Consider the following 25,544-nt stretch of genomic DNA (forward strand, 5'->3'; position numbering starts at 1 on the left):
TTAAAAAATGGAATCATTAATTGTTCATCCAAAAAACCAAATGGAACTCAACGCACTGAAAGGTGTGATGAAAGACATGGGAATCAGATATGAAAAGTTTCACACCAGAAACGCAAAAGCACCTCAGAAATTCGAACCGAAAACTTCTGCGAAAAAAGAAACAAAACCTGCCCGAAATTTTAAAGACAAACCAAAGACGGACCTCTAATGAAGAAAATAGCATTAATCACTTTTATTATTCTTTTAATTGATCAGGTTTCCAAGTTTTACATCAAAACCCATTTCCAGCTCGGCGAAAGCGTGGATGTACTTCCGGGGTTTAAACTGACTTTTGTGGAAAATCCGGGAATGGCTTACGGTTTTCATTTTGGCGGACTGATCGGTAAATATTTTCTCGTTATCGTAAGGATCTTTTTAATCGGCGGGATGATTTATCTCTTCAGAAAGTGGCTGAAAGAAGGCGCTTCCAATTATTTAATTATTCCGATGTCCATTATTTTTGCCGGAGCAATCGGAAATCTTATTGACGGAATGTTCTACGGAATGATCTTCGACAGCGGAACGGTTTTCGAAGAAAGTGTAGGACGCTGGATTGATTATGGCGGGATTTCAAAGGTAGCACAGTTCGGGCACGGCTATTCTTCCTTTATGAAAGGCTGCGTGGTGGATATGCTTCATTTTCCGCTCGTTAACTGGAACGTACCGGAAAGCTGGCCTTTGATTGGCGGTAAGCATATTGAATTCTTTAAATACATCTTTAATGTTGCAGATTCTGCAATCACTGTTGGAGGTTTGCTGTTGCTGATTTTCAGAAAGAAAGCATTTCCGCACGGATTTGATTTTTAGAAAAATCTATACTGCATCGATATTGAAACTTCAGCAAATTGTCTGAAGTTTTTTATTTCCTTATTTTTGCTCAGCTTTTTGAGAAAATTATTCTCGAAAATTATAATTTTTGAACCTTGAATTAAATATATTATGTCAAGAATCCTCACCGGAATACAGGCAACCGGAACACCGCACCTCGGAAATCTCTTGGGAGCCATTATTCCTGCCATCGAACTGTCTAAAAAATCGGATAACGAATCTTTTCTGTTCATTGCAAACATGCATTCGTTAACCCTGATTAAAAATGCCGAAGAACTCAGAAAAAACACTTACGAAATTGCAGCCGCCTGGCTTGCATGCGGTCTCGATACTGAAAAAACATTTTTTTACAGACAAAGTGATATTCCTGAAGTTTGCGAACTTTCTTGGTATCTGTCGTGTTTTTTTCCTTACCAGAGATTAACGCTTGCGCATTCTTTCAAGGATAAAGCCGACCGTTTGGATGATGTGAATGCCGGACTTTTCACTTATCCCGTTCTGATGGCTGCAGATATCCTGCTGTATGCCGCAGAAGTGGTTCCGGTAGGAAAAGATCAGCTGCAGCATCTGGAAATGGCAAGAGACATGGGCGCAAGATTCAATCATCAGATGGGAGAAACATTTGTGCTTCCGCAGGCGGAACTGCAGGAAGACACCAAATATGTTCCCGGAACTGACGGACAGAAAATGTCGAAATCAAGAGGAAATATCATCAATATCTTTCTTCCGGAAAAAGAATTGAAAAAGCAGGTTATGGGAATTGAAACCGATTCCAAAACGCTGGAAGAACCGAAAGATCCTGCAACTGATAAAGTTTTTGCACTTTACGAACTCATTGCAAATGCTGAAGAAACGGAAGTTTTAAGACAGAAATATCTGGCAGGAAATTTCGGGTACGGACACGCAAAAACTGAACTTCTGAATTTGATCCTAACCAAATACGCTAAAGAAAGGGAACTTTTCAGCTATTATATGAACAACCTGAACGAACTTGAAGAAAAGCTGCAGGAAGGCGCTGAAAAGACCAGAAAAGTGGCAGCAGAGACTTTGAAAAAAGTCCGCGAAAGTCTGGGAATGTAAATTGAGGCTTTGAATAAGACTTCAAGAAAAAACCTTTCATTGCTGAAAGGTTTTTCTTTTTATAAATAATTTTTTATTTCTTCAAGTTTCTTTACCACGGCGACATCTTCTGCTTCATAATTATCGTTGAAAACATCGAAGAAGATAACTTTCATCCCGAAAGATTTTCCGCCTTCCACGTCGGCAATCCAGTCGTCACCGATCATTACTGATTCTTCTTTTTTTGCGCCTGCTTTATTCAGTGCGTATTCGTAAACCTGAGGATGCGGTTTCCGGATATCTATTTCATCTGCGCTGGTGATGGTTTCAAAATAATTTTTAATCCCGGAAAGTTCACATTTCCGGTAAGTAACTTCCTTGAAACCGTTGGAAAGGATATGAAGCCTGTAGTTTTTTCCCGCCAGATACTCCAGCAGTTCAAAAGCACCTTCTACCAAGTCGTTATAATTCAGAATTTCATCCAGAAAGTTATGTTCAAAAATTTGGGCAAGTTCCCGATCATCAATCCCGAAAAACATAAAAGAATCATAGAAACGGTGTTCCCGGAGATAATCTTTATCTATTTCCCCGTCGCGGATCTGCGCCCAAAGTCTTTCGTTAATCGTGAAGTATTCTTTATGGAAGTCCTCAAAATCGAGGTTGTATCTGTCGCGGACGTTTTGTCTCTTAAAAATGTCCTTTAAAGTAAGATAAGCGTTTCTGCGGTGATCCCACAGGGTATTGTCTAGGTCAAAAAAAATGTGCTGAATTTTCATACGGCACAAATTTAAGTAATTTAAGATTAGTTCTTGGAAACAATTTGGTTTTTACTTTTGGTTTTCAAAACTGCTATGCTTTTGGAATAACTTAATAGAAAATCGATTGTTTGTTTTTTTGGCTTCAAAAGTTTTTCGTTTAAAATGTCATTTTTTTTCATAGGCGAAAAAGTTATTTCCCTAAAAACGAAACTTTTTTTAAAATAGTATTAGCGGGTTAAAATAATATTGTGATCTTCCATGATTTTTCTCAGATTGATCAGCGCATACCGCACTCTTCCCAAAGTAGTATTGATACTCGTATCTGTGTGATCTGCAATTTCCTTGAAACTCAGGCCGTCAAAAAAGCGAAGCCTGATCACTTCCTGCTGGTTTTCAGGAAGATAAACCAACATCTTCATCAGATCAGCCTGAATCTGCTGACTGATCAGCCGTTCTTCAATGTTTTCCTCTTTGCCTGCAATCAGATCAAAGATTGAGAATTCATCGTTTTCATAAGAAGTTTCCGAAACTTTAACATGTTTGGACTTCAGACGGAAATGATCGATAATTAAATTGTGTGCTATCCGTTTGGCCCAAAGTATGAATTTTCCCTCTTCATTATAACGTCCTTCTTTAAGGGTTACAATGATCTTCATAAAAGTATCCTGAAAAATATCGTTGGCCAAATCTTCATCCATTAATTTATAAAATATAAAGGAAAAAAGATCTTTTTGGTGTCTCTTGATAAGCACAGCGAGGGTTTTCTCGTTACCTTTGCGGTATTCTGAGATTAACCAGCTATCTGTTTTTGTATTCATAACTCACTTCTGTTTTTAACCCGAATCATTTACCCTGACATTCTAAATCAGGCTTTGGTATGGTTCAGTCTATGGTAAGAAGTATAGTTTTGTCGATAGGATCTGGTTTGTGTTTGAGACTGTAAAAATAGTAAAAAAGTTAATACTCTGTTAAAAATTTTGAAAACTTTAAGAAAAATTTACTTTTTCGTTAAATCATGCAACATTACGAGCGGTAAATTGAGAGTAAAATTAAAATTAAGTCCCTTTAACTCTTTTCCGTTAATTCCGTCCTTATCGATGGGGAAGGCATAACCTCCTGTTACATCGACGATTCCGAATAACGTAGCGCCAATTTTCGGAGCAATATATTTGGTGGTCATTTCGGCACCGGCAAGAAAATAATAGGCGTGATAAAAATCTACATTTCTTTCAAAATTAATCAGAATATCTCCCTGCACTTTCGGCATAACAGCAAATTTACTGTTTGCAACACCCATCAGCGCAGAAGCTCCCAGACGGTAAATTATATCATCATTATTTAAGAAAAGAAGCCGACCGCCTAATTCTCCAAAACTTTGGTTCTGATACACATAACCCGCGTGAATCATCTTATGCACCGTCATCTGCGCTTTCGACAAGCCAGATGAAAACATCATCATTACAATTGAAATAAACAGAATTCTCTTCATAAATAAGATTTATCGCCGGGGTAAAGTTAAAAAAAACTGCCTTATCGTTCTGATAAAGCAGTTTAATTATTTTAAATTATATTCCAAATTCTTTTTTCACTTCTTCAACTTTGTCAAGCTTTTCCCAAGTGAAAAACTCAAGATTTTCGACAGTCAGCTCGTTGCTTTTTCCTTTGTTAAAGGTCTTGTTACCAACATAGTAATCTCTGCCCATATGTCCGTAAGAAGCTGTTTCCTGATAAATCGGATTTCTTAATTTTAAATTCTGTTCGATCGCATACGGTCTGAGATCAAATATTTTCTGAACCTTTTCGGCAATTTCCCCATCATGGAATTTCACTTTTGAAGTTCCGTAAGTATTGATATACAAACCGCAAGGTTCTGCAACACCGATGGCGTAGGAAACCTGTACTAAAACCTCATCTGCAACACCGGCAGCTACAAGGTTTTTAGCGATGTGTCTTACTGCATACGCTGCACTTCTGTCCACTTTCGAAGGATCTTTTCCTGAAAAAGCACCACCACCGTGAGCACCTTTTCCACCGTAAGTATCCACGATAATTTTTCTTCCCGTTAAACCGGTGTCACCATGAGGACCGCCGATTACAAATTTTCCTGTCGGGTTGATATGATATTTGATCTGATCATTGAAAAGCGCCTGAATTTCTAATTTCTGCGCAGCTTTAACTTTCGGTATCAGGATTTCAATGATGTCTTTTTTAATTTTTGCAAGCATCGCTTCTTCGCTTCCGAAATCATCATGCTGAGTCGAAACCACGATCGAATCAATTCTGATCGGTTTGTGATCGTCAGAATATTCAATCGTAACCTGAGATTTTGCATCCGGACGAAGATACTGAATTGCATCATTTTCTCTTCTCAGTACAGAAAGCTCTTTAAGAATCGTGTGTGCAAGATCCAGTGCGAGCGGCATATAATTTTCGGTTTCGTTGGTCGCATAACCGAACATCATTCCCTGGTCACCTGCGCCCTGCATATTTGCTTTTGTTTCGAAATCTGCATCATCTTCCGTAGCTCTGTCAACACCCTGATTAATATCTGAAGACTGCTCATGAATCGCAGAAATAACGCCGCATGAATCTCCGTTGAACATATACTCGCCTTTGGTGTAACCAATTTCGTTGATTACTTTTCTGGCGATGTCCTGTACATCAAGATAAGCTTTAGATTTTACTTCTCCTGCCAAAACAACCTGCCCCGTAGTTACCAGCGTTTCGCATGCAACTTTAGAAGTGGGATCATAAGCCAAAAAATTATCGATAAGCGCATCGGAAATCTGATCGGCAACTTTATCAGGATGCCCCTCTGAAACTGATTCAGACGTGAATAAATATGACATATTTCTTTTGTTTTTTTAATTAAAAAATTAAGAAAAAAGGAATTGATTACAAAAGAAACTAAAATAGAAATTCTGTTTTAGCATTTTTTATGGAGGTTGCAATCAGTTCAAATTTTTCCTCATGAAATTATTTCGTCTGCAAATTTAAAGAGTATTTGTTGAACCACAAAATTTATTTAGGTAATAAAAATCACTGCGGTTTTACGCTCACAAATTCTTCAGGATTCTTATTATAACTGAGTTTTGTGTGCAGGGAATTCTGAATTGAAAGCGCCATTTCGTCTAAAATTTTCTGTTTGTAAGTCGGTTTGTAATAAATAAGACTTATTTCTCTGGTAGGAAACGGCTTTCTGAATCTTGAAATTTTATTTTTCTGGATATCAGACAATTGGGGAATTGCAAGTTCAGGAAGAATCGTGATTCCACCCACTTTGTCCACCATCTGTATCAAAGTATTGATATTGGAAGCCAGGAAATCGAGATTTTTCGGTTTCAGTGAATTCTCCTTTAAAGCACAGATATTTTCGAACTGGGTTCTGAGACAGTTGCCCTCTTCCAAAAGCCACACTTTATTGCTGTCAATCTCTTCAGGAACTACGAAGGAATCTTTCTTGATATCTTCTGAGGAATAAATCATCAGTTCTTCATTGAAAAGAAACTGCTGATAAAATTCGTTGGCCGCATCATAAGGAGTCGCAATAATTCCTGCATCCAGCTCGCCGGATTTCAGCGATTTGATAATGCTGTCCGTGGTCATTTCTTTCACATTAAGTTCAATTTTCGGATTTTCCTGTAAAAAATCAAAAATTTCTGAAGGCAAAATAAAACTTGAGACTGTAGGAATGATTCCAAGATTGAGTTTTCCGGCCAGCACATTATTCAGGAGGCTTGCTTTGTTTTTCAGCTCATTTACCGCATCAATCACCCGCTTGGCTTCTTCGATGATCTGAATTCCGACATCGGTAGTACGGATAGGGTGAGTCGTCCTGTCAAAAACTTTCACATCCAGTTCTTCTTCAAACTTCTGTATCATCGCGCTTAATGTAGGCTGGGTTATAAAACACGCCTGAGCGGCTTTTCCGAAATGCTTGTATTTATCTACGGCGATAAGATATTCTAATTGCTGAATGTTCATCTGATTACTTTTATCTATTACAAAGATACTATGTTTTCTTGATTTTAATCAAATTTAGGGGGATATTCAACCCTGAAATTCTTAAATTTGTTTCCATAAAAATATATCAATGGATTCTAAGAAACTTACTTCCGGTTCCGGTGCACCTTACTTCGAACATGAAGATTCACAAACAGTTGGTGCAAGAGGTCCGGTTCTAATGCAGGATTTTATTTTACAGGAAAATTTAGCCCATTTTGTACGGGAAAGAATCCCCGAAAGAATTGTACACGCCAAAGGAAGCGGTGCTTACGGCAAGTTTACCGTCACTCACGATATCTCAAAATACACGAAAGCCAAACTTTTTTCCAAGGTTGGCAATGAATGTAAAATGTTTGCCCGTTTCTCCACCGTAGGCGGTGAAAAAGGAAGCGCAGATACAGAAAGAGACCCAAGAGGTTTTGCACTGAAATTTTATACCGAAGACGGAAACTGGGATTTGGTCGGAAACAATACGCCGGTTTTTTTCATTAAAGACGCGAAAAAGTTCCCGGATTTTATTCACACGCAAAAAAGAGTTCCGAAAACCAATCTGAAAAGCGCCACGATGATGTGGGATTTCTGGAGCTTAAATCCTGAATCGCTTCATCAGGTTTTAATTTTAATGTCGGATCGCGGAACGCCTTACGGTTACAGACATATGCACGGTTTCGGATCACACACTTTTTCAATGATTAATGCAGATCACGAAAGAGTTTGGGTGAAATTCCATTTCAAAACCCAACAGGAAATAAAAAACTTCACAAATGACGCTGCCGTAAAAATGAAAGGTGAAAACCCGGATTTTGCCCAGGAAGACTTGGTGACTGCCATTGAAAACGGCGATTTCCCGAAATGGAAAATGTATATTCAGGTGATGACCGAAGAGCAGGCCAACGAATTCCGCTGGAATCCGTTTGATGTAACGAAAGTGTGGTTTCAGAACGAGTTTCCGCTGATTGAAGTTGGAGAAATGGAACTCAACAAAATTCCGGATAACTTCTTCGCCCACGTGGAACAGTCGACTTTTTCACCGAGCAATCTGATTAACGGCATCAGTTTTTCTCCCGATAAAATGCTGCAGGGAAGATTATTTTCCTATCCCGATGCGCACCGTTACAGAGTTGGCGTCAATGCAAACCAACTGGAAGTGAACCGCTGCCCTTTTTCGGTGAACAATTACCAGAGAGACGGTTTTATGGCAGATTCAAGCAACTATAAAGATTCACCAAATTATTTCCCGAACAGTTTTGATGACATAAAACCAGATGCTGCTTACAGAAATCATGAGTACGATCTGGACAGTACAAGAGTCGCGCATTTCAAACGCAACGAAAATGACGATGATCATTATACCCAGCCCGGACTTCTCTATACAAAAGCAATGGATCAGGAAGCCCGCGAAAATCTTATATCCAATATTATCGGCTCCATGAACGGAATTTCGGGACCGAAAAGAGAGGAGATTATCAACCGCCAACTCTGTCATTTTTTCAGAGCCAACATCGAGCTCGGAATGAAAATAGCGATGGGACTGCAGGTAAACATCGATATGAATATGATGAACCATACAAAAACCAGTGAACCCTGAATTTAATTCAACTTTATTTTATTGAAAACCCTCAGAATTTCACCTATTTCTTACTTCAAGAAAAAAATGCTAATTTGCACTTGCAGAAAAAATCTTTTTTATTAACAATATGATTTACAATAATATCATCCTGGAAACCGACGGAAAAATTGCAACCGTTACGATCAACCGGCCGGAAAGCCTTAATGCACTGAATTCGCAAACAATTCAGGAGTTAAGTGATGCCTTCGGAAATTTAAATTCGGATAAGAATATCAGGGTGATTATTTTAACCGGAAGCGGAGAGAAATCTTTCGTCGCAGGAGCCGATATCAAAGAGTTTTCGGATTTTGGCACTTCCGCTGCAGAAGAATTATCGAGAAACGGCCAGCATATTCTGTTCAATAAAATCGAAAACCTTTCCAAACCTGTCATTGCTGCTGTAAACGGTTTTGCTCTTGGCGGAGGTTTAGAACTTGCGATGGCGTGTCATATCCGATATGCATCAGAAAATGCAAAACTCGGCTTGCCGGAAGTTACATTAGGATTGATTCCGGGGTATGGAGGGACCCAAAGACTGCCAAAACTGGTAGGAAAAGGCCTGGCCAACGAACTTATTTTTTCAGCAAAAATGATTAATGCACAAAGAGCAAAAGAAATCGGGTTGGTGAACGAGGTTTTTAGTTTAGAAGAGCTTTTACCTAAAACGAATGAACTTGCAGCTTTGATCTCTAAAAATTCTCCACTCGGAATTTCTAAAGCGATTGCTTCCGTTAATCAGTCAGATACTGAAAACGGTTTCGAAACCGAAATAAAATCTTTCGGTGAATTATTTGAAATGGAAGACAAAAAAGAAGGTGTTGCCGCGTTTCTGGAAAAAAGAAAACCTTTATTCTAGACTTTAGAAACTTAATACTTCATTTCATGAAAATAATCCTCACCCTTTGTCTGCTGCAGTTTACCTTTTCTTTTGCCCAGAATAAAGAATATAAAGAATACTACGATAGCGGAAAATTAAAAATATCCACTTACACTGACAAGGACGGAAAATTTGACGGTGAAGCAAAGTCGTATTATGAAAGCGGCAAGCTCATGGAAGAAGGCAAGTTCTCTCATGATCTTGAGGACGGAGATTTTAAAACCTACTATGAGAACGGTAAGGTCGACACACAGGGGAAATGGAAAAACGGGTTGAAAACCGGCGTATGGAAACTGTACAAGGACGATGGCACCTTAGAAATCCTTCAGGATTGGCAGTCGGAAACCCAGTACACTGAAACTCAGTTTTACCCGAATGGAAAAAAACGTTCAATAGGTACAATCTACGTTCCCGACAATATTGTTTCGCAAGCCGTCAGCGGAAAAGAGGTAGAGAGAGGTGAATGGCAATTCTTTCATGAAAACGGAAATCTGAAAGCCTCCGGAAATTACGAAAACGGCAAGAGGAACGGCGAGTGGAAATCTTATGATGAAAAAGGAACATTAAGGAGTATAACTCAGTATCTTAATGATGTCCCTTTTAAACTTATTAAAAAATTTGACGAGAAAGGAAAAGCCCTGCCTGTCGATTAAAAATAAAGCCGTCCGTAAAATATTTTTAATTAAACACTGAAAATAATTTACTTCGCTGCACAAAAAAAACAATTAGAAAATTAAATATTTTTGGAACCAACTAAATTCGATAAGGCATACTTGAAAATGGCAATGGAATGGGCAAAACTGTCTTATTGTGAGAGAAAAAAAGTAGGTGCGCTGATTGTAAAAGACCGGATGATCATTTCCGACGGTTACAACGGAACGCCTTCAGGATTTGAAAACTGCTGCGAAGACGGCGCCGGACAAACCCACTGGTTTGTTTTGCATGCTGAAGCCAACGCGATTTTAAAACTGGCCGGTTCCACACAGTCTGCCAAAGACGCGACGCTTTATTTAACGCTGTCCCCGTGCAGAGAATGCAGCAAACTCGTTTTACAGTCCGGAATAAAAAAAGTCATTTTTATGGACGATTATTCTGATAATTCCGGGATTGAATTTTTAAAAAATCATGGCATTGAAGTTTTAAAAATTTCTAAAGAGAGTTTGGATTAAAAAAAATTAAACACAATAACAGATGATGACCTGGGATGAAAAATTAAAAGACTTTGAAAACTTCCTGAAATTTGAAAGAAATTTTTCCGACAATACGCTTGATGCTTATTTAAGAGACATTAGAAAACTCCGCGATTACTGCGAATTTGAACTTGATAATACCGGGCCTTTCGAAATTACGTATGAAAATATACAGGAATACCTGTTCCAGCTTTCCAAGAAAAAATTCAGTGAACGTTCACAGGCAAGATGGATTTCGTCCATCAAAGCTTTTTTTAAATATATGCTGGATGACGAAGCCCGTGCTGATAATCCCGCAACCCTTCTGGAAGGACCTAAATTAGGGCTTTATCTTCCCGACACCTTAAGTTTTGAAGACGTTAACCGGATTATAAAAGCGATTAATCTTTCTACCGATTTGGGAAGGAGAAACCAATGCATGATTGAAGTTCTTTACGGCTGCGGCCTGCGTGTTTCGGAATTAATTGATCTGAAAATATCCAACATCAATTTCAAAGAATCTTATCTGAAGGTAGAAGGAAAAGGCGACAAATCCCGTTTTGTTCCGTTGGCAACCTACACGGCAAAACTGATCAAAGACTATATTCACGAAATCAGATCCAAATATAAGGTCAATAAAAAGTGTGAAGACATCCTGTTTCTCAACAGCCGCGGGTCTGCGATGTCTCGCGTCATTGTTTTCATCATCATCAAAGAACTCACCGAGAAAGCCGGAATCAATAAAAAGATTTCACCTCATACTTTCCGCCACTCTTTTGCGACTCATTTGCTGCAGAACGGTGCAGATCTCCGTTATATTCAGGAAATGCTGGGACATTCCAGCATCACCACGACTGAAATTTACACCCATTTAAAAAATGAAGAACTCCGCGAGGTGATCCTCAATTATCATCCGAGAAATAAAGTCTAGATGAACGACCTTAAATTCTGCCCAAAATGCGGTAAACAGACGCTGCAGTGGGACGGCGAAAAGAAATGGAACTGTTCGGAATGTGATTACGTCCTTTACCATAATGTTGCAGGAGCGGTTGCCGTTTTGGTAAAATGCGGTGACGAAATTCTGCTGACCCGAAGAAACCAGGAACCTAAAAAAGGAAAGCTCGATTTAGCCGGCGGATTTGTAGATCCAAAAGAAAGCGCGGAAGAAACCTGCGTACGTGAACTTTTCGAAGAGATGAAAATTAAGGTTGATATTTCTAAGCTGAAATACCTCGCCAGTCTTCCGAACACGTACCAGTATAAAAATATCAGTTACAATACTTTAGACCTTTTCTACGAGTACGAAGTGGCGGAAAAATTTGATATCAGTCTCGAAATATCTGAAATTTCCGAAACAGTTTGGCTCAGAAAAGAAGATATCAGACTTGAGGATATCGCTTTTGATTCCCAAAGAATATTTTTCGAAAAATATCAGAAGCAGTAAGATCCGAATTACCTGTCAGTAAAAACCTCCTGAAATATCTTTCTCTTTTTTATCGTAATTTTGTGTTTCGAAAACCCACTCATGCACGAATCTCAAAACAATCTCGGTCAGCAAATCGTTTTTGAAGACAACCATCTTCTCATCATCAATAAAAAAGCCGGACAGCTCGTTCAGGGCGACAAAACCGGTGATGCTTCCCTCCTTGATCTGATTAAAGATTTCATCAAAAAAAGAGACAACAAACCTGGAAATGTTTTCCTTGGTCTGGTTCACAGAATCGACAGACCTACTTCGGGATTGGTGATTTACGCAAAAACTTCCAAAGCTTTAAGCAGACTGACTCAAATGGTTAAAAACCGGGAAATCAAAAAGACTTACTGGGCAGTGGTGGCAAAAGAAATGATTCCGCAAAGCCAAAGGCTCGTTCATTATCTTCAGAAAAACGAAAAAACCAACAAGGCTACCGTTTTTATAAAACCTACGGAAAACGCCAAGGAATCGATTCTTAATTATCAGATCATTAAAACTCTGGATAATTTTCAGCTTTTGGAAATCGATCTGGAAACCGGCCGTCATCACCAGATCCGTGCGCAGCTTTCTAAAATCGGTGTTCCGATAAAAGGCGATTTAAAATACGGCGCAGCACGTTCCAATCCAGACGGCGGCATTCATCTTCACGCCAGAAAATTAGCATTTATTCATCCGGTGACAAAGGAAAACTTAGAGGTTGTCGCACCGGTTCCGCAGAACGACCCGGTTTGGAAGGCCTGTGAACAGTAGTGCCAATTTTCAGACTGTTTTTTTTAGATAATTCATTTTTACCCTTAATACATTGTTAATAAACCAGGTAATCAGCAAAATAAATGAATTATCAATAGCGGAAATGAATTAACAATATTGTTTTATCATATCTGCATTTTGTATTCCCATTTCCGCATGTTGTGGAGCTATTTCTGCATCTTGTTTTACCAATTCTCCACGTTGTTCTACGATTTGTGAAGTTCGTTTTACGGTTTCTGCAGGTTGTAGAATGATTTCGCCTCCCAGTTTCCTTAAAAAACAAATAAAAAAAACCGCTCAGTTTCCTGAACGGTTTTTTATCTTATTTAATAAAGGATTTTTTACTGTCCCTGATTCAGAATTCCTCCATCCTCTTTTTTCTCCTGATTCAGCATATTTGGTGCTTCTTTCGCCAGTTTATTTCTGGTCGGAATTTTATAATTAACGGAGAAACCGAAATTCCTGCTGTCGAATTTATTCATCAGAATCACATTAGGCTGCGCCGCAATGGAACGGAAAGACATCTGCTGCCCGTTCAGAATATCATTGGCAAACACCGAAACACTCAGTCTGTCTTTCATGAATTTCTTTGAAAGCGTAACATCCACATTGTTTCCGATAGGTTTTACCGCTTCAAAATAATAATAATTTCCTCTCGGCGGAATCACAAAATAATTCACTGCCAGTTTTATGTCTTTCGGCAGCAGAAACTGTGAGTTGATATTCAGCATCAGAAACCCTTTCGTATCGATATTGGGCAAAATATGCTTCTGGTATGCGGCATAAACGTAAATGAAATTGATTTTATCAGGATTGAAATTGAAACTCATGATTTCCTTTAAAGGTTTTGTAAAGATCACGAGTGGAATCGGCAATCCAATATTAAAATTCTGGATGGTGATTTCCTGGATGTTTTCCTGGCGGTTTCTGATGAAATCATTTTCCAGACCGCTTACCGGATCTGTGACTTTTTCGCGTGTAACGATCTGCATCACCTGATTTTTCGCATTGCTCACACTGTATCCTACAAACGCATAATCGAACATGGAAACCTTCACTTCGTAATTATCGAAAATGGTCGGCTGCAGATTTGGATTACCCGTGGTCACGGTATTTCCGTTCTGGTAAATATTGTTGTTAGGATTCAGCGCCGAAATACTTGGCAGCGTGATTTTTCTGTTATAATTAAGTGCGAGATACACTTTCGGCATAAAGTTGTACTGCATGCTCGCGTTCGGGAAGAATTTAAATTTATTGAAAGGAATCAAATCTTTCTCTACCAGATTTCCGTTGTCATCAGTAAATCTTGCAATTCCTGAAATATCATAATTCTCCGCTCTTGTTCCCAAAGTGAAATCAAACTTTTTAAGTTTTGCCTGAAGTTCAAGATAAGTCGCTGCATTCTGACGCTGATAATCAAGATTGGTCACGCCCCGGCTTTCTGTATTGAAGTTCTGCAAATCGAACAATCCGCCGAAACTGATTTTACCTTCATCCAGAATCTTCATCGGCTGTGAATAATCCACTTTAAAAGTTGAAACATTCATTTCGGAATTATTCTGCAGAACGGCGGCATTCTGAATACGGTTGATCTGTTCGAAATCAGAAGTCGAATTGCTTAAGCTGTATTTGAAATCGAGTTTTTTATTTTTATCCGAAAACCGTTTCTGGTATGTTGCAACCGCTTCTTGGCGGATGTTAAAAGTATTTGCATCATCTTCGGTCTGGAAAGGTGTTCCGTAATATTTTCCTGTACTGAAAGTGTAATTATCGTTATTATTATGGAAAATATCATAGTTCAGCAATAAACGGTCGGTACCGAGATCAAAATTCATTGCGGCTTTGGCAAAATACCCTCGGCGCTGACCGTCTGTCAGTGTGGTGGTAAGATCATCAATGGCAGCAGACATCAGGTTTTCGCGGTAATTCTGTCCGACATTCAGCTGCCAGCCGAAATATTTGTTCTTAGAATTTAAACTCAGTGAATTATTGGTGCGGCTTCTCCATTTGTCATAATCGGTAAAGCTGTAATTCCCGGAATAGGTTGCAGTAAGATAATTCTTTGCGGTTTTGGAAGTGATGATGTTTAAAATGGCTCCGCCGGATGTTGCAGGAAACTCGGCGCCCGGCTGGGTGATAATTTCAATTCTGTCCACTGAATTTGCAGGCATCCCTTCCAGAAAGCCGTTCAGGTCTGCAGAAGTGATGTTCATTGGTCTTCCGTCCATGAAAACAGCAAGAGGTTTTCCCTGATACATCATCCCTGCGATATCTGTAACCACTAAGCCCGGAAGTTTTTTAACGCCTTCCATCAGCGTGCCTGTATTAAGCTGAGGCTGTTCGGAAAAGTCGAAAATGGTACGGTCGGCCTTTTGTTCAACAGCTTTTTTAGCTTTCAGAACGGTAACACCTTCGATATTGGTTTCTCTTTCATTTTTTGGTTTTTCCTGTGCGTAGGAATTTAGAAAGATGACAGTGGAAAGCACTGTAATTGTTTTTTTCATAATTTAAATTTCAGCGGGCAAAAATAGTTTAATTAATTAATTAGACCGCCAAATACAGTATTTGTTACAGCTACCCACAAAAAAACCGTTCAGTTTCCTGAACGGTTCATTTATAATTCAAAAAGAATTATGCATTCTTTCTCGCTTCTTCTGCGATAAGATTCAAAGCAGAACCTGCTTTAAACCAACCGATCTGCTGTTCGTTATACGTATGATTTACTAGGATTAAATCTTTAGTTCCATCGGAATGCACAAACTCCAACTGTAAAGGATGAGCTGGTGCGAACTGATCTAAATCTAAGAAGTTTACGGTATCATCCTCACGGATTTTATCGTATTCTTCAGGGTTTACGAAGGTTAAACCAAGCATTCCCTGTTTTTTAAGATTCGTTTCGTGGATTCTTGCGAAAGATTTTACCAAAACCGCTCTTACGCCAAGATGTCTCGGCTCCATTGCAGCATGTTCTCTGGAAGAACCTTCACCGTAATTCTGGTCACCCACAACGATGGTAGGAACGCCTGCAGCTTTGTAAGCTCTTGCCACAGCAGGAACTTCACCGTATTCTCCGGTTAATTCGTTCTTCACTTTGTTGGTTTCCATGTTGTAAGCGTTTACCGCGCCGATCAACATATTGTTTGAAATGTTATCCAAATGACCTCTGTATTTCAACCAAGGTCCTGCCATAGAAATATGGTCAGTGGTACATTTTCCGAATGCTTTGATCAAAACTTTCGCACCGGTAATATTTTGTCCGTCCCAAGGCTGAAAAGGCTCCAATAACTGAAGTCTGTCCGACGTAGGGCTCACATTTACCTGAACAGAAGAACCGTCTTCTGAAGGCGCCTGATAACCGTTGTCATCAACGGCAAAACCTTTTTCAGGAAGTTCAAGACCTTTTGGTTCGTCCAGCTTAATCTGCTCGCCGTTTTGGTTGGTTAAAGTATCAGTGATTGGGTTAAAATCAAGTCTGCCAGAAATTGCCACAGCAGCTACCATTTCAGGAGAAGCTACGAAAGCGTGGGTATTTGGGTTTCCGTCGGCTCTTTTCGCAAAGTTTCTGTTGAATGAGTGAATGATTGAGTTTTTCTCCCCTTTTTCAGAACCTTCTCTGTCCCACTGTCCGATACAAGGGCCGCAGGCATTTGTAAATATTCTTGCTGACTCAAATTTTCTGAAAGAATCAAGGAAACCGTCTCTTTCAGCAGTAAATTTAACCTGCTCAGATCCCGGGTTGATTCCTAAAATTGCTTTTGGCTTCACCCCTTTTGCAACCGCATCTTCAACGATAGAAGCTGCTCTTGATAAATCTTCGTAAGATGAATTTGTACATGAACCGATCAAAGCCCATTCTACATCCAGCGGCCAGCCGTTTGCTTCTGCTTTCGCTCTGAATTCAGAAACCGGTGTTGCCAAATCCGGAGTGAAAGGACCGTTTAAGTGCGGTGCCAATTCATCCAAATTAATTTCAATAACCTGATCGAAATACAATTCAGGATTTGCATATACTTCTGCATCACCTGTTAAATGATCTGCAATTTTATCTGCTGCATCTACAACATCCTGTCTTCCGGTTGCAGCAAGATATCTTCTCATTGAGTCATCGTATCCGAAAGTTGAAGTTGTAGCTCCAATCTCAGCACCCATGTTACAGATGGTTCCTTTTCCTGTAGCAGAAAGATTTTTTGCTCCTTCGCCGAAATATTCAACGATGCATCCTGTTCCTCCTTTTACGGTTAGGATTCCAGCAACTTTTAAGATCACATCTTTTGCAGAGGTCCATCCGTTCAGTTTACCGGTTAATTTTACACCGATTAATTTTGGCATTTTAAGTTCCCATGCCATTCCTGCCATTACATCTACTGCGTCAGCACCACCAACACCAATCGCAACCATTCCTAAACCACCTGCGTTAACGGTGTGAGAATCGGTTCCGATCATCATTCCTCCCGGAAAAGCGTAATTTTCCAAAACCACCTGGTGAATAATACCTGCACCCGGCTTCCAGAAACCAATTCCGTACTTATCACAAACTGAACTTAAGAAATTGAAAACTTCTGAGTTTTTATTGATACCTTCCTGCAAATCTGGCTCCGCGCCTACTCTTGCCTGAATAAGGTGATCGGCGTGAGCGGTGGAAGGAACAGCAACTTTGGCCTTACCGGCCTGCATGAACTGCAAAAGCGCCATCTGTGCCGTTGCATCCTGCATTGCTACCCTGTCCGGAGCGAAATCTACATAAGAGTTTCCGCGCTCGTAACTTTGGGTTGCGTTGCCTTCCCAAAGGTGAGTATAAAGGATTTTCTCTGATAATGTAAGAGGTTTACCTACCACTTCACGTGCTTTCGCAACTCTTTCAGGGTAACGCTCATACACTTTTCTGATCATATCAATGTCAAATGTCATATCTGTATATTTTTATTGAAATTTTAAGGAGCTCAAAATTACAAAATTTTACGCGTATTAATGATTAAATTCATTTAGATTTAATATAAATATTATGCTGACTGTCTATTTTTCACTATTTTTAAAAAATGATGTGAAAGCTTTAAATTAAACTTTGGAAACCGATCGCTATTAAAAACGTCGCTTTCTTTAATTCTGCAAAAAAACCACATTTCTAACAGAAAAAAGAAAATCTCCATTTTCTGCTGCTGATACAGGTTCAGCTTTATTTGCAAATCATAAATATTGTCTTAAGCATCGAACCACCACCCTTTTTCATTAAAATTTGGTATAACGGTTTGCGTAGATATTGGTTACTATACCTCCAAACGCAGAAGATTTTTTTACTGAATAATATCAATACCGTAGCAGGCTCGCCTGATCTCCAATTTAAAAACATTATAAAAGCATTATTACTCCAATAGTTTATTGGACTTTTATTGGACCTATATTGGAGGTATATTGGGTCTGAGACGAAGGAAACTCGTATATGTCTACGAGGAGCGTGGCAGCATCGCGCAGGTTATCCGCGTTCGAATTTTACTGTAGCTTCATTTTTTTGTGGAAAAATTAGGGAGTTTAAGCAAATCCCACTCTCATATCCTTAAAACAGGAGCGAAATTAATATTTTACAATCATGCGCAAGGATTTTTATTTTTAGGAATTTCCTTAGTTTTGTTTGCAACCGTATTTTATATTTGGTATTTATTGGCTTAAAATTGATGAAAACCAAGATTTCCTTGAGTAATTTATTTTAGGTGAAAGATATGAAAGCAAGTTGACGGAATCTCCAGAAGCTTCTCTGCAGGATGCCGATGACTAATGCAGTTGCCTTTTTTTAAATTCGACATCCAAAGCAGTTTTCTAAAAGAATATACCTTTGTAATATTCAATATAAATTCAATCACCATCAAAAAAGAATTCATTTTACTGATCGCTGTTGCATTGACACTTATTTTGGGGGGCATTTATTTCAGCTACAGCCCGGCGAACAATGCATTTTTCCCAAAATGTCCCGTGAAATTCCTGACCGGATTCAGCTGTCCCGGATGTGGTTCACAGCGGGCGGTTCACGAGCTTCTGCATCTTAATTTTAAAAAAGCATTTGAGTACAATGCGCTTCTTATGGTTTCCATTCCCTATCTGTTGACAGGAATTGCTTTCCGTTCTGATAAAGTAAAAACAAGATATCCTAAAACGGAAAATTTCCTCTTCGGTCACAAAGCACTCCTTATCATCTTAGGTGTTCTGGTCATATTCACCGTTTTCAGAAATATTTAAAAACCTATTTTTGGCAATACGTTTGCAAAAATAAAATCATGACGAAAGTTTTAAGTTTGTTTCTCCTCAGCTTTGCTCTTATTTCAGCTGCCCAAAAACAGAATGCTGCCAAAAAATTACCGGTAAAAAAAACGGTTGCCGCAAAGCCAAACGCGGACCTCATCAAAATTAATGACTCTATTCCTGCTTTGATTCCACAAAAGACTGAGGGCAAATTTGGCTTTATCAGCCAAAAAGGGAAAGTGATCATTCCTCATCTGTACAGCAACGCCGGATTTTTTACGGAAGACTGCAACCTTCTGAACTCGCCTAATGAAATAGCAAGGAAATACGGCTCAGACCAATATGCATCGGTGCGGATTGATGGTGAAGATTTCAGGATTGATATGAAGGGAAAACGGGTGTACCGGTTCAGAACCAGTGATTTGGGAAAATGTGCTAGTGCATTTAAATCCCAGCTTTTTCACGCGTATGTAATGAATCATGCCTACGGAATTATTGAAGATTCGAAATTCGAAAACCCCGGCGATTACCGACAGTTCACGATTTACCCGCAATACGATTATCTTCATATCATGGAAGGTGATGATCTGAAAAACCCGATGATCATTGCGGCTCAGCATAACAGATTCGGGGTGATTGACGTCAACAACAGGGTCATCATCCCCTTTGAATACAGCGACATCAAAAGAAATTTCAGCTGGAAACTCGCCAGGCTTTTCGAAGTGACGAAAGACGGAAAAAATTATTATTACATCGATATCAACAATAAAGCATATTAAGTAAATATTTTGTACTTTCGTGCTGAAATTAAAGGGGTGCTGTGAAAAGCTGAGATTATACCCAATGAACCTGGAACAGGTAATGCTGTTTAGGGAGAAGTCTCCGGACTTGTTTATTGTATAATTTTTTTTCGTCCCCTTTTATTCAATTAATCTTAAAAATTAAAAGAATGAAAGGATTTGTTATTTTAGGGCTGTTCGCAGGCCCGTTCTATCTTGCACAAACTTCGCAGGACAGTTTAAAAATTCACAACATTGAAAGTGTGAATTTCACAAAAAGATTACCGGTTTCCAAAGAAATCATCAGCGTTGAAAGAGATCTGGGAAACAAAAACCTTGGTCAGGATCTGCCGATTTTATTAAAGAATCAGACTTCCGTCATTTCCACTTCAGATGCCGGAAATGGCGTCGGTTATACAGGTTTCAGAATCCGCGGCGTGGGGGGAAACGGAATCAACGTGATGATGAACGGCGTTCCTTATAATGATTCTGAATCTCAGGGAACGTTTTTCGTAGATGTTCCCGATCTTGCAAGTTCAGCTTCGCAGATTATTATTCAGCGCGGCGTAGGAACTTCCTCAAATGGCGTTTCTGCTTTCGGCGCAAGCGTGAATGTGATTTCCAAAAACCCTGAAGAAAAGTTTTATCTAAAATCTGATAATACCTACGGTTCATTCAACACCTATAAATATTCGGCAGAGACGGGATCAGGAAAATTCTGGGATAACAGGCTTTCCGTGATGGGACGCTACACCAAAATTCACTCAGACGGATATATTGACCGGGCTTTTTCGGATCTGGACTCCTACAATCTCACCGCACTTTTTGAAGAAAACAAAACCAAAATCCGGCTGATGGCTTTCGGCGGAAAAGAAAAAACCTATCAGGCGTGGAACGGAATTGATAAAGCAACCTGGGAAAGCAATCCAAAGTTTAATTATTCCGGCGCGATTTACGATGAAAACTGGGAAAACATTGTTGGTTTTTATGACAACGAAACCGACAATTACAGACAGAATCATTACCAGCTTTTGTGGGAACAGAACCTGAATGATTACTGGAATTTAGAAACCACTTTTCATTACACCAAAGGAAAAGGTTATTACGAAAATTACAAACAGGACGCGAAATTTTCAAAATATAATCTTCCCAATCTGTCTGCAAACGGAAACGAGATCAAAAAGACCGATTTTATCCGAAAAAAATGGCTCGATAACGATTTCTACGGAGCAGTTTCCACGCTGTACGGAAAGTTTGAAAACCTTGACCTCAATTTCGGAATTGTGGGAAATCAATATGACGGGAAACATTTCGGAAACGTAACCGGGGTTTATTTTCCTCAGATCAGTGAGCACGAATATTACCGAAACCATTCTCTGAAAAGTGAAATCGCTGGTTTTGCAAAAGCTATCTTTACTTTAAACCGGTTTGAATTTTTCGGGGATCTTCAGCTCAGAAAAATCAATTATGACACCGAGATTCTGCAGCAAGGTGATGACGAAGGCGCCAATCTTAATAAAAAATGGACATTTTTCAATCCGAAAGCCGGAATCAATTATAAAATCCCGTCAGGAAAAGTCTTCCTCTCGGCAGCCGTTGCGCACCGGGAACCCAACCGTGACGATCTTTTTGCCAATCCGGAAACCGAAGCTGAAAAGCTATATGATTTCGAGGCCGGAATTGAAAAAACATTCGGAAACATTGTTTTTACCGGAAACCTTTATTATATGAACTACGTGAATCAGCTGGTTCTGAACGGGCAGATCAATAATATCGGCGAGTTTATCCGCGTGAATTCAGGGGAAAGTTACAGAATGGGGATTGAACTCGGCGCAGCAGCAAAAATTTCCGATCAATGGAACGCATCAGGAAATTTAACGCTCAGCAAAAACGAAAACCGCGATTTCAAAAACGAAAGCTCTGCCGGAATCGAGATGCTCGGAAATACCCCAATTTCTTTTTCACCGGATGTGATTGCAAACGTTTTACTTAGTTTCAATCCGTCAAAGAAATTCAGTTTAGGGATTCAAAATCAATATGTTGGAAGCCAGTTTTTAGACAATACGAACAATGAAAGCCTGAAACTTGCCGATTATTTCCTTACCGATTTCAATGCAAAATATACTTTAAATCTCAAAAGAACCGAGGTTGATTTTAAACTTTTGCTCAATAACATTTTCGATAAAAAATACGTGAACAACGGCTATGTCTATGACGGACCGGTTTATTTTTCTCAGGCCGGCATTAATTTTATGTTTGGGATGAGTTTAAAATTCCAATAAGCTCACCTGTGACTTATCAAATTAATTCCCTTTCAAAGACTGCTCTTTTCGCAGTCTTTTTTTATTTTTTGATTAAACCGCACAAAAAACATAAATTTGCGCCATATGAATTTCTCCTCACTCCTTCTTGAATTTCTGAATAAACACGGCAGTGTCAGCATTGCGGGTTTCGGAACTTTTACCCTGAAAAACATCAATGCAGCGATGGATAAGGAGAGCGGAAGTATTTTGCCTCCCGGAAAAGAAGTCGCTTTCAGGACTGATTTTGAAGGAAATGAAAACAACAATTTCGCAGAATTTATCGCAGGGCAAAGAAATGTTCCGCTCATAGACGCGGAAATCGAAATAAAAAAACAGGTTAATTTCTGGAATTCCACTCTTGAAAAAGAAGAAAAAGTTTCAGTAGAAAATATCGGGGATTTTTATCTCGACGACAGCAAAATTCATTTTACAGGAAACAGGACCGAAAACCTTTCACCTGATTTTTACGGACTTGAAGAAATTAACCTTTCAGAAATCAAGCATTCCAAAATTTCAGGAGATTCCGAAAAGGCATACCGATTCAGCAAAACCGCATACTGGATTATTCCTTTATTAGCAGGAATTGCCGCCATTACCTATTTTGGAATTACCCAGCCCGAGACCATTTTCGGCAAAAAATCTTTCGCGAACGGTTTTGAAAAAAAACAGGTTCAGAAAATTAAAAAGGATTCAGTAAAAACTGATTCAGCCGCAGCTGTACATCCGATCCTGGATTCAGTAAAAGCAGATTCTATAAAGGCTGCTGCAACGGCACTAACAACTCCGGTAAAAAAATGGAGTTCTAAAAATCATTCAAATTCTCAATGGAAAAAAGCAAAAAAGCGTCAGAATCATTAACAATCATGACGAATATCGTTTTACCGAACGAAACCAATTCTTTAAGAAATCTTTTCGGCGGAGAACTGCTCGCCAAAATGGACCGTTGTGCTTCCATATCAGCAGCAAGACATTGCGAAAGACGCGTAGTAACCGCTTCGGTAAACCACGTTTCTTTCAACCATCCCATTCCGGAAGGCGGAATTGTGGTTTTGGAATCCAAGGTTTCCAGAGCATTTTCAACATCGATGGAAATTTATGTTGATGTTTGGCTGGATGATCCTATTAATCAGAAGAAAATTCACACGAATGAAGGAATCTACACTTTTGTAGCAGTAGACGAATTCAACCGTCCTATCCCCATCCCCAAAATGGAGCCTGAAACAGAAGAGGAAAAACTGAGATTTGATGCCGCTTTGAGACGAAAAGAACTTTCATTAATCCTTTCAGGAAGAATGAAAGCCGCAGATTCTATAGAACTGAAAAAACTGTTTTCCGTTTAAAAATGAAGATTCTTCAGCTCGATAAAAACCATCCTTTAATTACAGAACAGCTTTCTGCAAAGGGTTTTTTATTTGAGGAAGATTATACTTCCACTTATACGGAAGTTCTGGAAAAAATAGATCAGTACGACGGCATTATCATCCGGAGCAGAATCCCGATTGATGAGAATTTCATCCGACATGGTAAAAACCTGAAATTCATCGCCAGAGTAGGTGCCGGAATGGAAAATATCAATGTTGAATTTGCTGCAAAATCCGGAATTAAATTAATCAGTTCACCGGAAGGAAACCGCGATTCAGTAGCAGAACACGTTTTAGGGATGCTTTTAATTCTGATGAATAGGCTTTTCATCGCGTCGGATGAAGTGAAAAACGGCATCTGGAAACGCGAAGAAAACCGCGGTGACGAACTGCTGGGAAAAACTTTCGGAATTATCGGTTACGGAAATATGGGGAAGGCAGTGGCTAAAAGGCTTTCCGGTTTCGGTGTAAAAGTGATTTTTCATGATATTCTTCCCAACCTATCTGATGATTTTGCAACGCAGGTTTCTCTGGAAACTTTACAGAACGAAGCAGATATCCTGAGTTTACACATTCCGATCACTGCGGAAACGCAGTATCTGATTGATTCAGAGTTTATCTCCGAGATGAAGAAAAACTTTTATTTCATCAACACGGCAAGAGGTGAAAATGTGAAAACGAAAGATTTAGTTGAAGCATTGAAATCCGGTAAAATTAAAGGCGCCTGTCTCGATGTTCTCGAATTTGAAAAACCTTCTTTCGAAAATCTGGACATCAAAAATGAAGATTTAGAATATCTTCTGCAGTCGGAAAAAGCAATCGTAACGCCTCATATCGCAGGATGGACTGTCCAAAGCAAAGAAAAACTGGCGCAAGTGATTGTAGATAAGATTCTTGCCTCTTTCTCTTAAATCTTAACAAATCTTTATGACTGGAGCCATAAAAGGTTATCCTTAAATTCCCTTATCTTGCGGAGATTTTTTTAGCATAAAAACTTTTAAATGAAATTATTCCGCCACCTTTTTTTCCTCCTTCTTTTTGGCCTTGCTTTTACTTCCTGCAAAAAAGATAACAAGACTGACGACCATCCAGAAACTTCACTGCCCAATTACGGAAACATTAAACTTGACGATGTTTTCAAAGGAAAAGACAATACCCTCAAAAATAAAGATTCCATCGTTTCCGTCATCGACAGCTACTATAAAAAAGTATGGGAAAAAGGTGATCTGTGGGGAGGTTTTCTGGTGGCAAAAGGTGACCAGATCCTCTACGAAAGCTACCGAGGTTATGCTCAGGACAACAAGCAGGTTCCGATCAGTGACACGGTTGCTCTTCATGTTGCCTCCATTTCCAAATCCGTTACTGCAATGGCAGCGATGAAATTAATTGAAGCCGGAAAACTGAAAATGGAAGATCCGCTAACTAAGTTCTTTCCCGATTTCCCGTATCCGAAAGTGACGGTTTTCACCCTTTTGTCCCAAAGGAGCGGTCTTCCGAAATATGAACATTTCGTTGATAAAATTCAGCCGCAGCCTGCAGAACTTTCAAAAAAATATCTCACCAATCAGGATGTTCTGAATCTTCTGGTCCGCTACAAACCAGAACTTGCCAGAGCGACCGATACCGGATTCATGTACTGCAACACGAATTATGCACTGATGGCTTTAATCATCGAAAAAGTAACGAAAACCCCTTTTCCCGAAGCGATGCAGCAAATTGTTTTCCGGCCGCTGCACATGAAACATACGTATATTCTTCAGGAAAAAGACATGGAAAAAGCATCGAAATCTTTTTATCAGCGCGGCCCAAAGGTTTATCCTTACGACCGGCTAGATCTGATTTACGGCGACAAAAACGTCTTTACCACACCGAAAGATCTGCTTAATTTCTCTAAAGCGATATTCGCGGAAAACTTCCTTCATGAAGATCTGAAAAAACAGATTTTCGAACCTTACAGCAACGAAAGACCGGGCATCAATAATTACGGAATAGGTTTTCGGATGAAGGTTTTCGATAACGGTGAAAAACTCACTTATCATAACGGATGGTGGCACGGCACCAATTCGGTTTTTGCGCATTTGCTGAAATCCAACGTTACCATTATCGCGATCGGAAACAAATATTCGAACCGGGTTTATACCGCTTTGGCGCTTTCGGGTCTTTTTGAAAACTTCCCTTTCGAGAAGGATAAAATTCAGAAAGTAATCCATGATACTGAAACTGCGAAAAATCCGAACAGAACAGATTCTCTAAATGGCAGCAATGAGTCATACAGTGAATAATTTTCTTAATTTTGTTCAAA

The 25,544-nt window shown here is 39.3% G+C and carries 24 protein-coding genes; 17 read left to right on the forward strand and 7 right to left on the reverse strand.

Translation table 11 applies throughout. The features are described 5' to 3' along the window. Nucleotides 1–7 precede the first annotated feature (7 nt). The 3 genes from KSK37_RS09725 (at nt 8) to trpS (ending at nt 1,947) form a co-directional block, all read left to right on the forward strand. Nucleotides 8–208, forward strand: a complete 201-nt coding sequence (locus KSK37_RS09725; protein ID WP_088358912.1) for a DUF2683 family protein — start codon at nt 8–10, stop codon at nt 206–208. Continuing rightward, nucleotides 208–846 (forward strand): lipoprotein signal peptidase, encoded by a 639-nt coding sequence (locus KSK37_RS09730; protein WP_088358913.1) that lies wholly within the window; start codon nt 208–210, stop codon nt 844–846. The genes KSK37_RS09725 and KSK37_RS09730 overlap by 1 nt, the downstream gene beginning before the upstream one ends. Nucleotides 847–978: 132 nt before the next feature. Continuing rightward, entirely contained in the window at nt 979–1,947 is a 969-nt protein-coding gene (trpS, locus tag KSK37_RS09735) for a tryptophan--tRNA ligase (protein WP_088358914.1), read from the forward strand. Nucleotides 1,948–2,006: 59 nt separating this feature from the next. Here the strand turns inward: trpS and KSK37_RS09740 are convergent, their stop codons facing one another. The 5 genes from KSK37_RS09740 to KSK37_RS09760 form a co-directional block, all read right to left on the reverse strand. Then, complete coding sequence (locus tag KSK37_RS09740) at nt 2,007–2,702, reverse strand: YjjG family noncanonical pyrimidine nucleotidase (RefSeq protein WP_217201132.1); 696 nt, start codon at nt 2,700–2,702, stop codon at nt 2,007–2,009. A gap of 209 nt (nt 2,703–2,911) precedes the next feature. After that, nucleotides 2,912–3,502: an RNA polymerase sigma factor gene (locus KSK37_RS09745; RefSeq protein WP_088358916.1), complete on the reverse strand. Its 591-nt coding sequence runs from the start codon at nt 3,500–3,502 to the stop codon at nt 2,912–2,914. A 179-nt stretch (nt 3,503–3,681) separates the two neighbouring features. Then, a complete protein-coding gene (locus KSK37_RS09750; protein WP_217201134.1) occupies nt 3,682–4,173 on the reverse strand; it encodes a hypothetical protein in 492 nt (163 codons plus the stop codon). A 76-nt stretch (nt 4,174–4,249) separates the two neighbouring features. Further along, complete coding sequence (metK, locus tag KSK37_RS09755; protein WP_217201136.1) at nt 4,250–5,533, reverse strand: methionine adenosyltransferase; 1,284 nt, start codon at nt 5,531–5,533, stop codon at nt 4,250–4,252. A 190-nt stretch (nt 5,534–5,723) separates the two neighbouring features. Beyond that, nucleotides 5,724–6,668, reverse strand: a complete 945-nt coding sequence (locus KSK37_RS09760) for a hydrogen peroxide-inducible genes activator (protein WP_088358919.1) — start codon at nt 6,666–6,668, stop codon at nt 5,724–5,726. Nucleotides 6,669–6,777: 109 nt separating this feature from the next. On the opposite strand from KSK37_RS09760, the gene KSK37_RS09765 reads away from it, so the two are divergent. The 7 genes from KSK37_RS09765 to KSK37_RS09795 all read left to right on the forward strand — a co-directional run bounded on the left by KSK37_RS09765 (nt 6,778) and on the right by KSK37_RS09795 (nt 12,568). Next, nucleotides 6,778–8,277, forward strand: coding sequence for a catalase (locus KSK37_RS09765; RefSeq protein ID WP_088358920.1), 1,500 nt, complete (start codon nt 6,778–6,780; stop codon nt 8,275–8,277). Nucleotides 8,278–8,386: 109 nt separating this feature from the next. Further along, on the forward strand, nt 8,387–9,154 hold the full coding sequence (locus KSK37_RS09770) for an enoyl-CoA hydratase/isomerase family protein (RefSeq protein WP_088358921.1): 768 nt from the start codon (nt 8,387–8,389) through the stop codon (nt 9,152–9,154). Nucleotides 9,155–9,180: 26 nt separating this feature from the next. Further along, a complete protein-coding gene (locus tag KSK37_RS09775) occupies nt 9,181–9,828 on the forward strand; it encodes a toxin-antitoxin system YwqK family antitoxin (protein WP_217201138.1) in 648 nt (215 codons plus the stop codon). Between the two features lie 90 nt (nt 9,829–9,918). Continuing rightward, nucleotides 9,919–10,344 carry a deoxycytidylate deaminase gene (locus KSK37_RS09780; RefSeq protein ID WP_281418166.1) on the forward strand — a complete coding sequence of 142 codons (426 nt, stop codon included), beginning with the start codon at nt 9,919–9,921 and terminating at the stop codon, nt 10,342–10,344. A gap of 25 nt (nt 10,345–10,369) precedes the next feature. Further along, the gene (gene xerD / locus KSK37_RS09785) at nt 10,370–11,275 is read left to right on the forward strand and encodes a site-specific tyrosine recombinase XerD (protein WP_217201335.1); all 906 of its coding nucleotides are present in this window, start codon (nt 10,370–10,372) and stop codon (nt 11,273–11,275) included. Beyond that, nucleotides 11,276–11,788, forward strand: a complete 513-nt coding sequence (locus tag KSK37_RS09790) for an NUDIX hydrolase (RefSeq protein WP_217201139.1) — start codon at nt 11,276–11,278, stop codon at nt 11,786–11,788. Between the two features lie 81 nt (nt 11,789–11,869). After that, nucleotides 11,870–12,568, forward strand: coding sequence for an RluA family pseudouridine synthase (locus KSK37_RS09795; protein ID WP_217201141.1), 699 nt, complete (start codon nt 11,870–11,872; stop codon nt 12,566–12,568). A gap of 341 nt (nt 12,569–12,909) precedes the next feature. Here the strand turns inward: KSK37_RS09795 and KSK37_RS09800 are convergent, their stop codons facing one another. Both KSK37_RS09800 and KSK37_RS09805 read right to left on the reverse strand, forming a co-directional pair. Next, complete coding sequence (locus KSK37_RS09800; RefSeq protein WP_217201143.1) at nt 12,910–15,072, reverse strand: TonB-dependent receptor domain-containing protein; 2,163 nt, start codon at nt 15,070–15,072, stop codon at nt 12,910–12,912. 127 nt (nt 15,073–15,199) lie between these two features. After that, nucleotides 15,200–17,476, reverse strand: coding sequence for an aconitate hydratase (locus KSK37_RS09805; RefSeq protein ID WP_217201145.1), 2,277 nt, complete (start codon nt 17,474–17,476; stop codon nt 15,200–15,202). An 867-nt stretch (nt 17,477–18,343) separates the two neighbouring features. On the opposite strand from KSK37_RS09805, the gene KSK37_RS09810 reads away from it, so the two are divergent. The 7 genes from KSK37_RS09810 to KSK37_RS09840 all read left to right on the forward strand — a co-directional run bounded on the left by KSK37_RS09810 (nt 18,344) and on the right by KSK37_RS09840 (nt 25,524). After that, nucleotides 18,344–18,796, forward strand: a complete 453-nt coding sequence (locus KSK37_RS09810) for a DUF2752 domain-containing protein (protein WP_217201147.1) — start codon at nt 18,344–18,346, stop codon at nt 18,794–18,796. 38 nt (nt 18,797–18,834) lie between these two features. After that, nucleotides 18,835–19,578, forward strand: a complete 744-nt coding sequence (locus KSK37_RS09815) for a WG repeat-containing protein (RefSeq protein ID WP_217201149.1) — start codon at nt 18,835–18,837, stop codon at nt 19,576–19,578. 170 nt (nt 19,579–19,748) lie between these two features. Continuing rightward, the gene (locus KSK37_RS09820) at nt 19,749–21,860 is read left to right on the forward strand and encodes a TonB-dependent receptor (RefSeq protein WP_217201151.1); all 2,112 of its coding nucleotides are present in this window, start codon (nt 19,749–19,751) and stop codon (nt 21,858–21,860) included. 105 nt (nt 21,861–21,965) lie between these two features. Then, on the forward strand, nt 21,966–22,739 hold the full coding sequence (locus tag KSK37_RS09825) for an HU domain-containing protein (RefSeq protein WP_217201153.1): 774 nt from the start codon (nt 21,966–21,968) through the stop codon (nt 22,737–22,739). Next, the gene (locus KSK37_RS09830) at nt 22,706–23,221 is read left to right on the forward strand and encodes an acyl-CoA thioesterase (RefSeq protein ID WP_217201155.1); all 516 of its coding nucleotides are present in this window, start codon (nt 22,706–22,708) and stop codon (nt 23,219–23,221) included. The genes KSK37_RS09825 and KSK37_RS09830 overlap by 34 nt, the downstream gene beginning before the upstream one ends. A 2-nt stretch (nt 23,222–23,223) precedes the next feature. Then, entirely contained in the window at nt 23,224–24,153 is a 930-nt protein-coding gene (locus tag KSK37_RS09835) for a 2-hydroxyacid dehydrogenase (RefSeq protein ID WP_217201157.1), read from the forward strand. Between the two features lie 90 nt (nt 24,154–24,243). Continuing rightward, complete coding sequence (locus tag KSK37_RS09840; protein WP_217201159.1) at nt 24,244–25,524, forward strand: serine hydrolase domain-containing protein; 1,281 nt, start codon at nt 24,244–24,246, stop codon at nt 25,522–25,524. Nucleotides 25,525–25,544 lie beyond the last annotated feature (20 nt).

This window comes from Kaistella soli, from assembly GCF_019038595.1.
GTDB lineage: Bacteria > Bacteroidota > Bacteroidia > Flavobacteriales > Weeksellaceae > Kaistella > Kaistella soli.

Bases quoted from the DNA above. Each gene is read 5' to 3' on its own strand.
- KSK37_RS09725 (WP_088358912.1), top strand. From the start codon at position 8: ATGGAATCATTAATTGTTCATCCAAAAAACCAAATGGAACTCAACGCA.
- KSK37_RS09730 (WP_088358913.1), top strand. From the start codon at position 208: ATGAAGAAAATAGCATTAATCACTTTTATTATTCTTTTAATTGATCAG.
- trpS (WP_088358914.1), top strand. From the start codon at position 979: ATGTCAAGAATCCTCACCGGAATACAGGCAACCGGAACACCGCACCTC.
- KSK37_RS09740 (WP_217201132.1), bottom strand. From the start codon at position 2,702: ATGAAAATTCAGCACATTTTTTTTGACCTAGACAATACCCTGTGGGAT.
- KSK37_RS09745 (WP_088358916.1), bottom strand. From the start codon at position 3,502: ATGAATACAAAAACAGATAGCTGGTTAATCTCAGAATACCGCAAAGGT.
- KSK37_RS09750 (WP_217201134.1), bottom strand. From the start codon at position 4,173: ATGAAGAGAATTCTGTTTATTTCAATTGTAATGATGATGTTTTCATCT.
- metK (WP_217201136.1), bottom strand. From the start codon at position 5,533: ATGTCATATTTATTCACGTCTGAATCAGTTTCAGAGGGGCATCCTGAT.
- KSK37_RS09760 (WP_088358919.1), bottom strand. From the start codon at position 6,668: ATGAACATTCAGCAATTAGAATATCTTATCGCCGTAGATAAATACAAG.
- KSK37_RS09765 (WP_088358920.1), top strand. From the start codon at position 6,778: ATGGATTCTAAGAAACTTACTTCCGGTTCCGGTGCACCTTACTTCGAA.
- KSK37_RS09770 (WP_088358921.1), top strand. From the start codon at position 8,387: ATGATTTACAATAATATCATCCTGGAAACCGACGGAAAAATTGCAACC.
- KSK37_RS09775 (WP_217201138.1), top strand. From the start codon at position 9,181: ATGAAAATAATCCTCACCCTTTGTCTGCTGCAGTTTACCTTTTCTTTT.
- xerD (WP_217201335.1), top strand. From the start codon at position 10,370: ATGACCTGGGATGAAAAATTAAAAGACTTTGAAAACTTCCTGAAATTT.
- KSK37_RS09790 (WP_217201139.1), top strand. From the start codon at position 11,276: ATGAACGACCTTAAATTCTGCCCAAAATGCGGTAAACAGACGCTGCAG.
- KSK37_RS09795 (WP_217201141.1), top strand. From the start codon at position 11,870: ATGCACGAATCTCAAAACAATCTCGGTCAGCAAATCGTTTTTGAAGAC.
- KSK37_RS09800 (WP_217201143.1), bottom strand. From the start codon at position 15,072: ATGAAAAAAACAATTACAGTGCTTTCCACTGTCATCTTTCTAAATTCC.
- KSK37_RS09805 (WP_217201145.1), bottom strand. From the start codon at position 17,476: ATGACATTTGACATTGATATGATCAGAAAAGTGTATGAGCGTTACCCT.
- KSK37_RS09815 (WP_217201149.1), top strand. From the start codon at position 18,835: ATGACGAAAGTTTTAAGTTTGTTTCTCCTCAGCTTTGCTCTTATTTCA.
- KSK37_RS09820 (WP_217201151.1), top strand. From the start codon at position 19,749: ATGAAAGGATTTGTTATTTTAGGGCTGTTCGCAGGCCCGTTCTATCTT.
- KSK37_RS09825 (WP_217201153.1), top strand. From the start codon at position 21,966: ATGAATTTCTCCTCACTCCTTCTTGAATTTCTGAATAAACACGGCAGT.
- KSK37_RS09830 (WP_217201155.1), top strand. From the start codon at position 22,706: ATGGAAAAAAGCAAAAAAGCGTCAGAATCATTAACAATCATGACGAAT.
- KSK37_RS09835 (WP_217201157.1), top strand. From the start codon at position 23,224: ATGAAGATTCTTCAGCTCGATAAAAACCATCCTTTAATTACAGAACAG.
- KSK37_RS09840 (WP_217201159.1), top strand. From the start codon at position 24,244: ATGAAATTATTCCGCCACCTTTTTTTCCTCCTTCTTTTTGGCCTTGCT.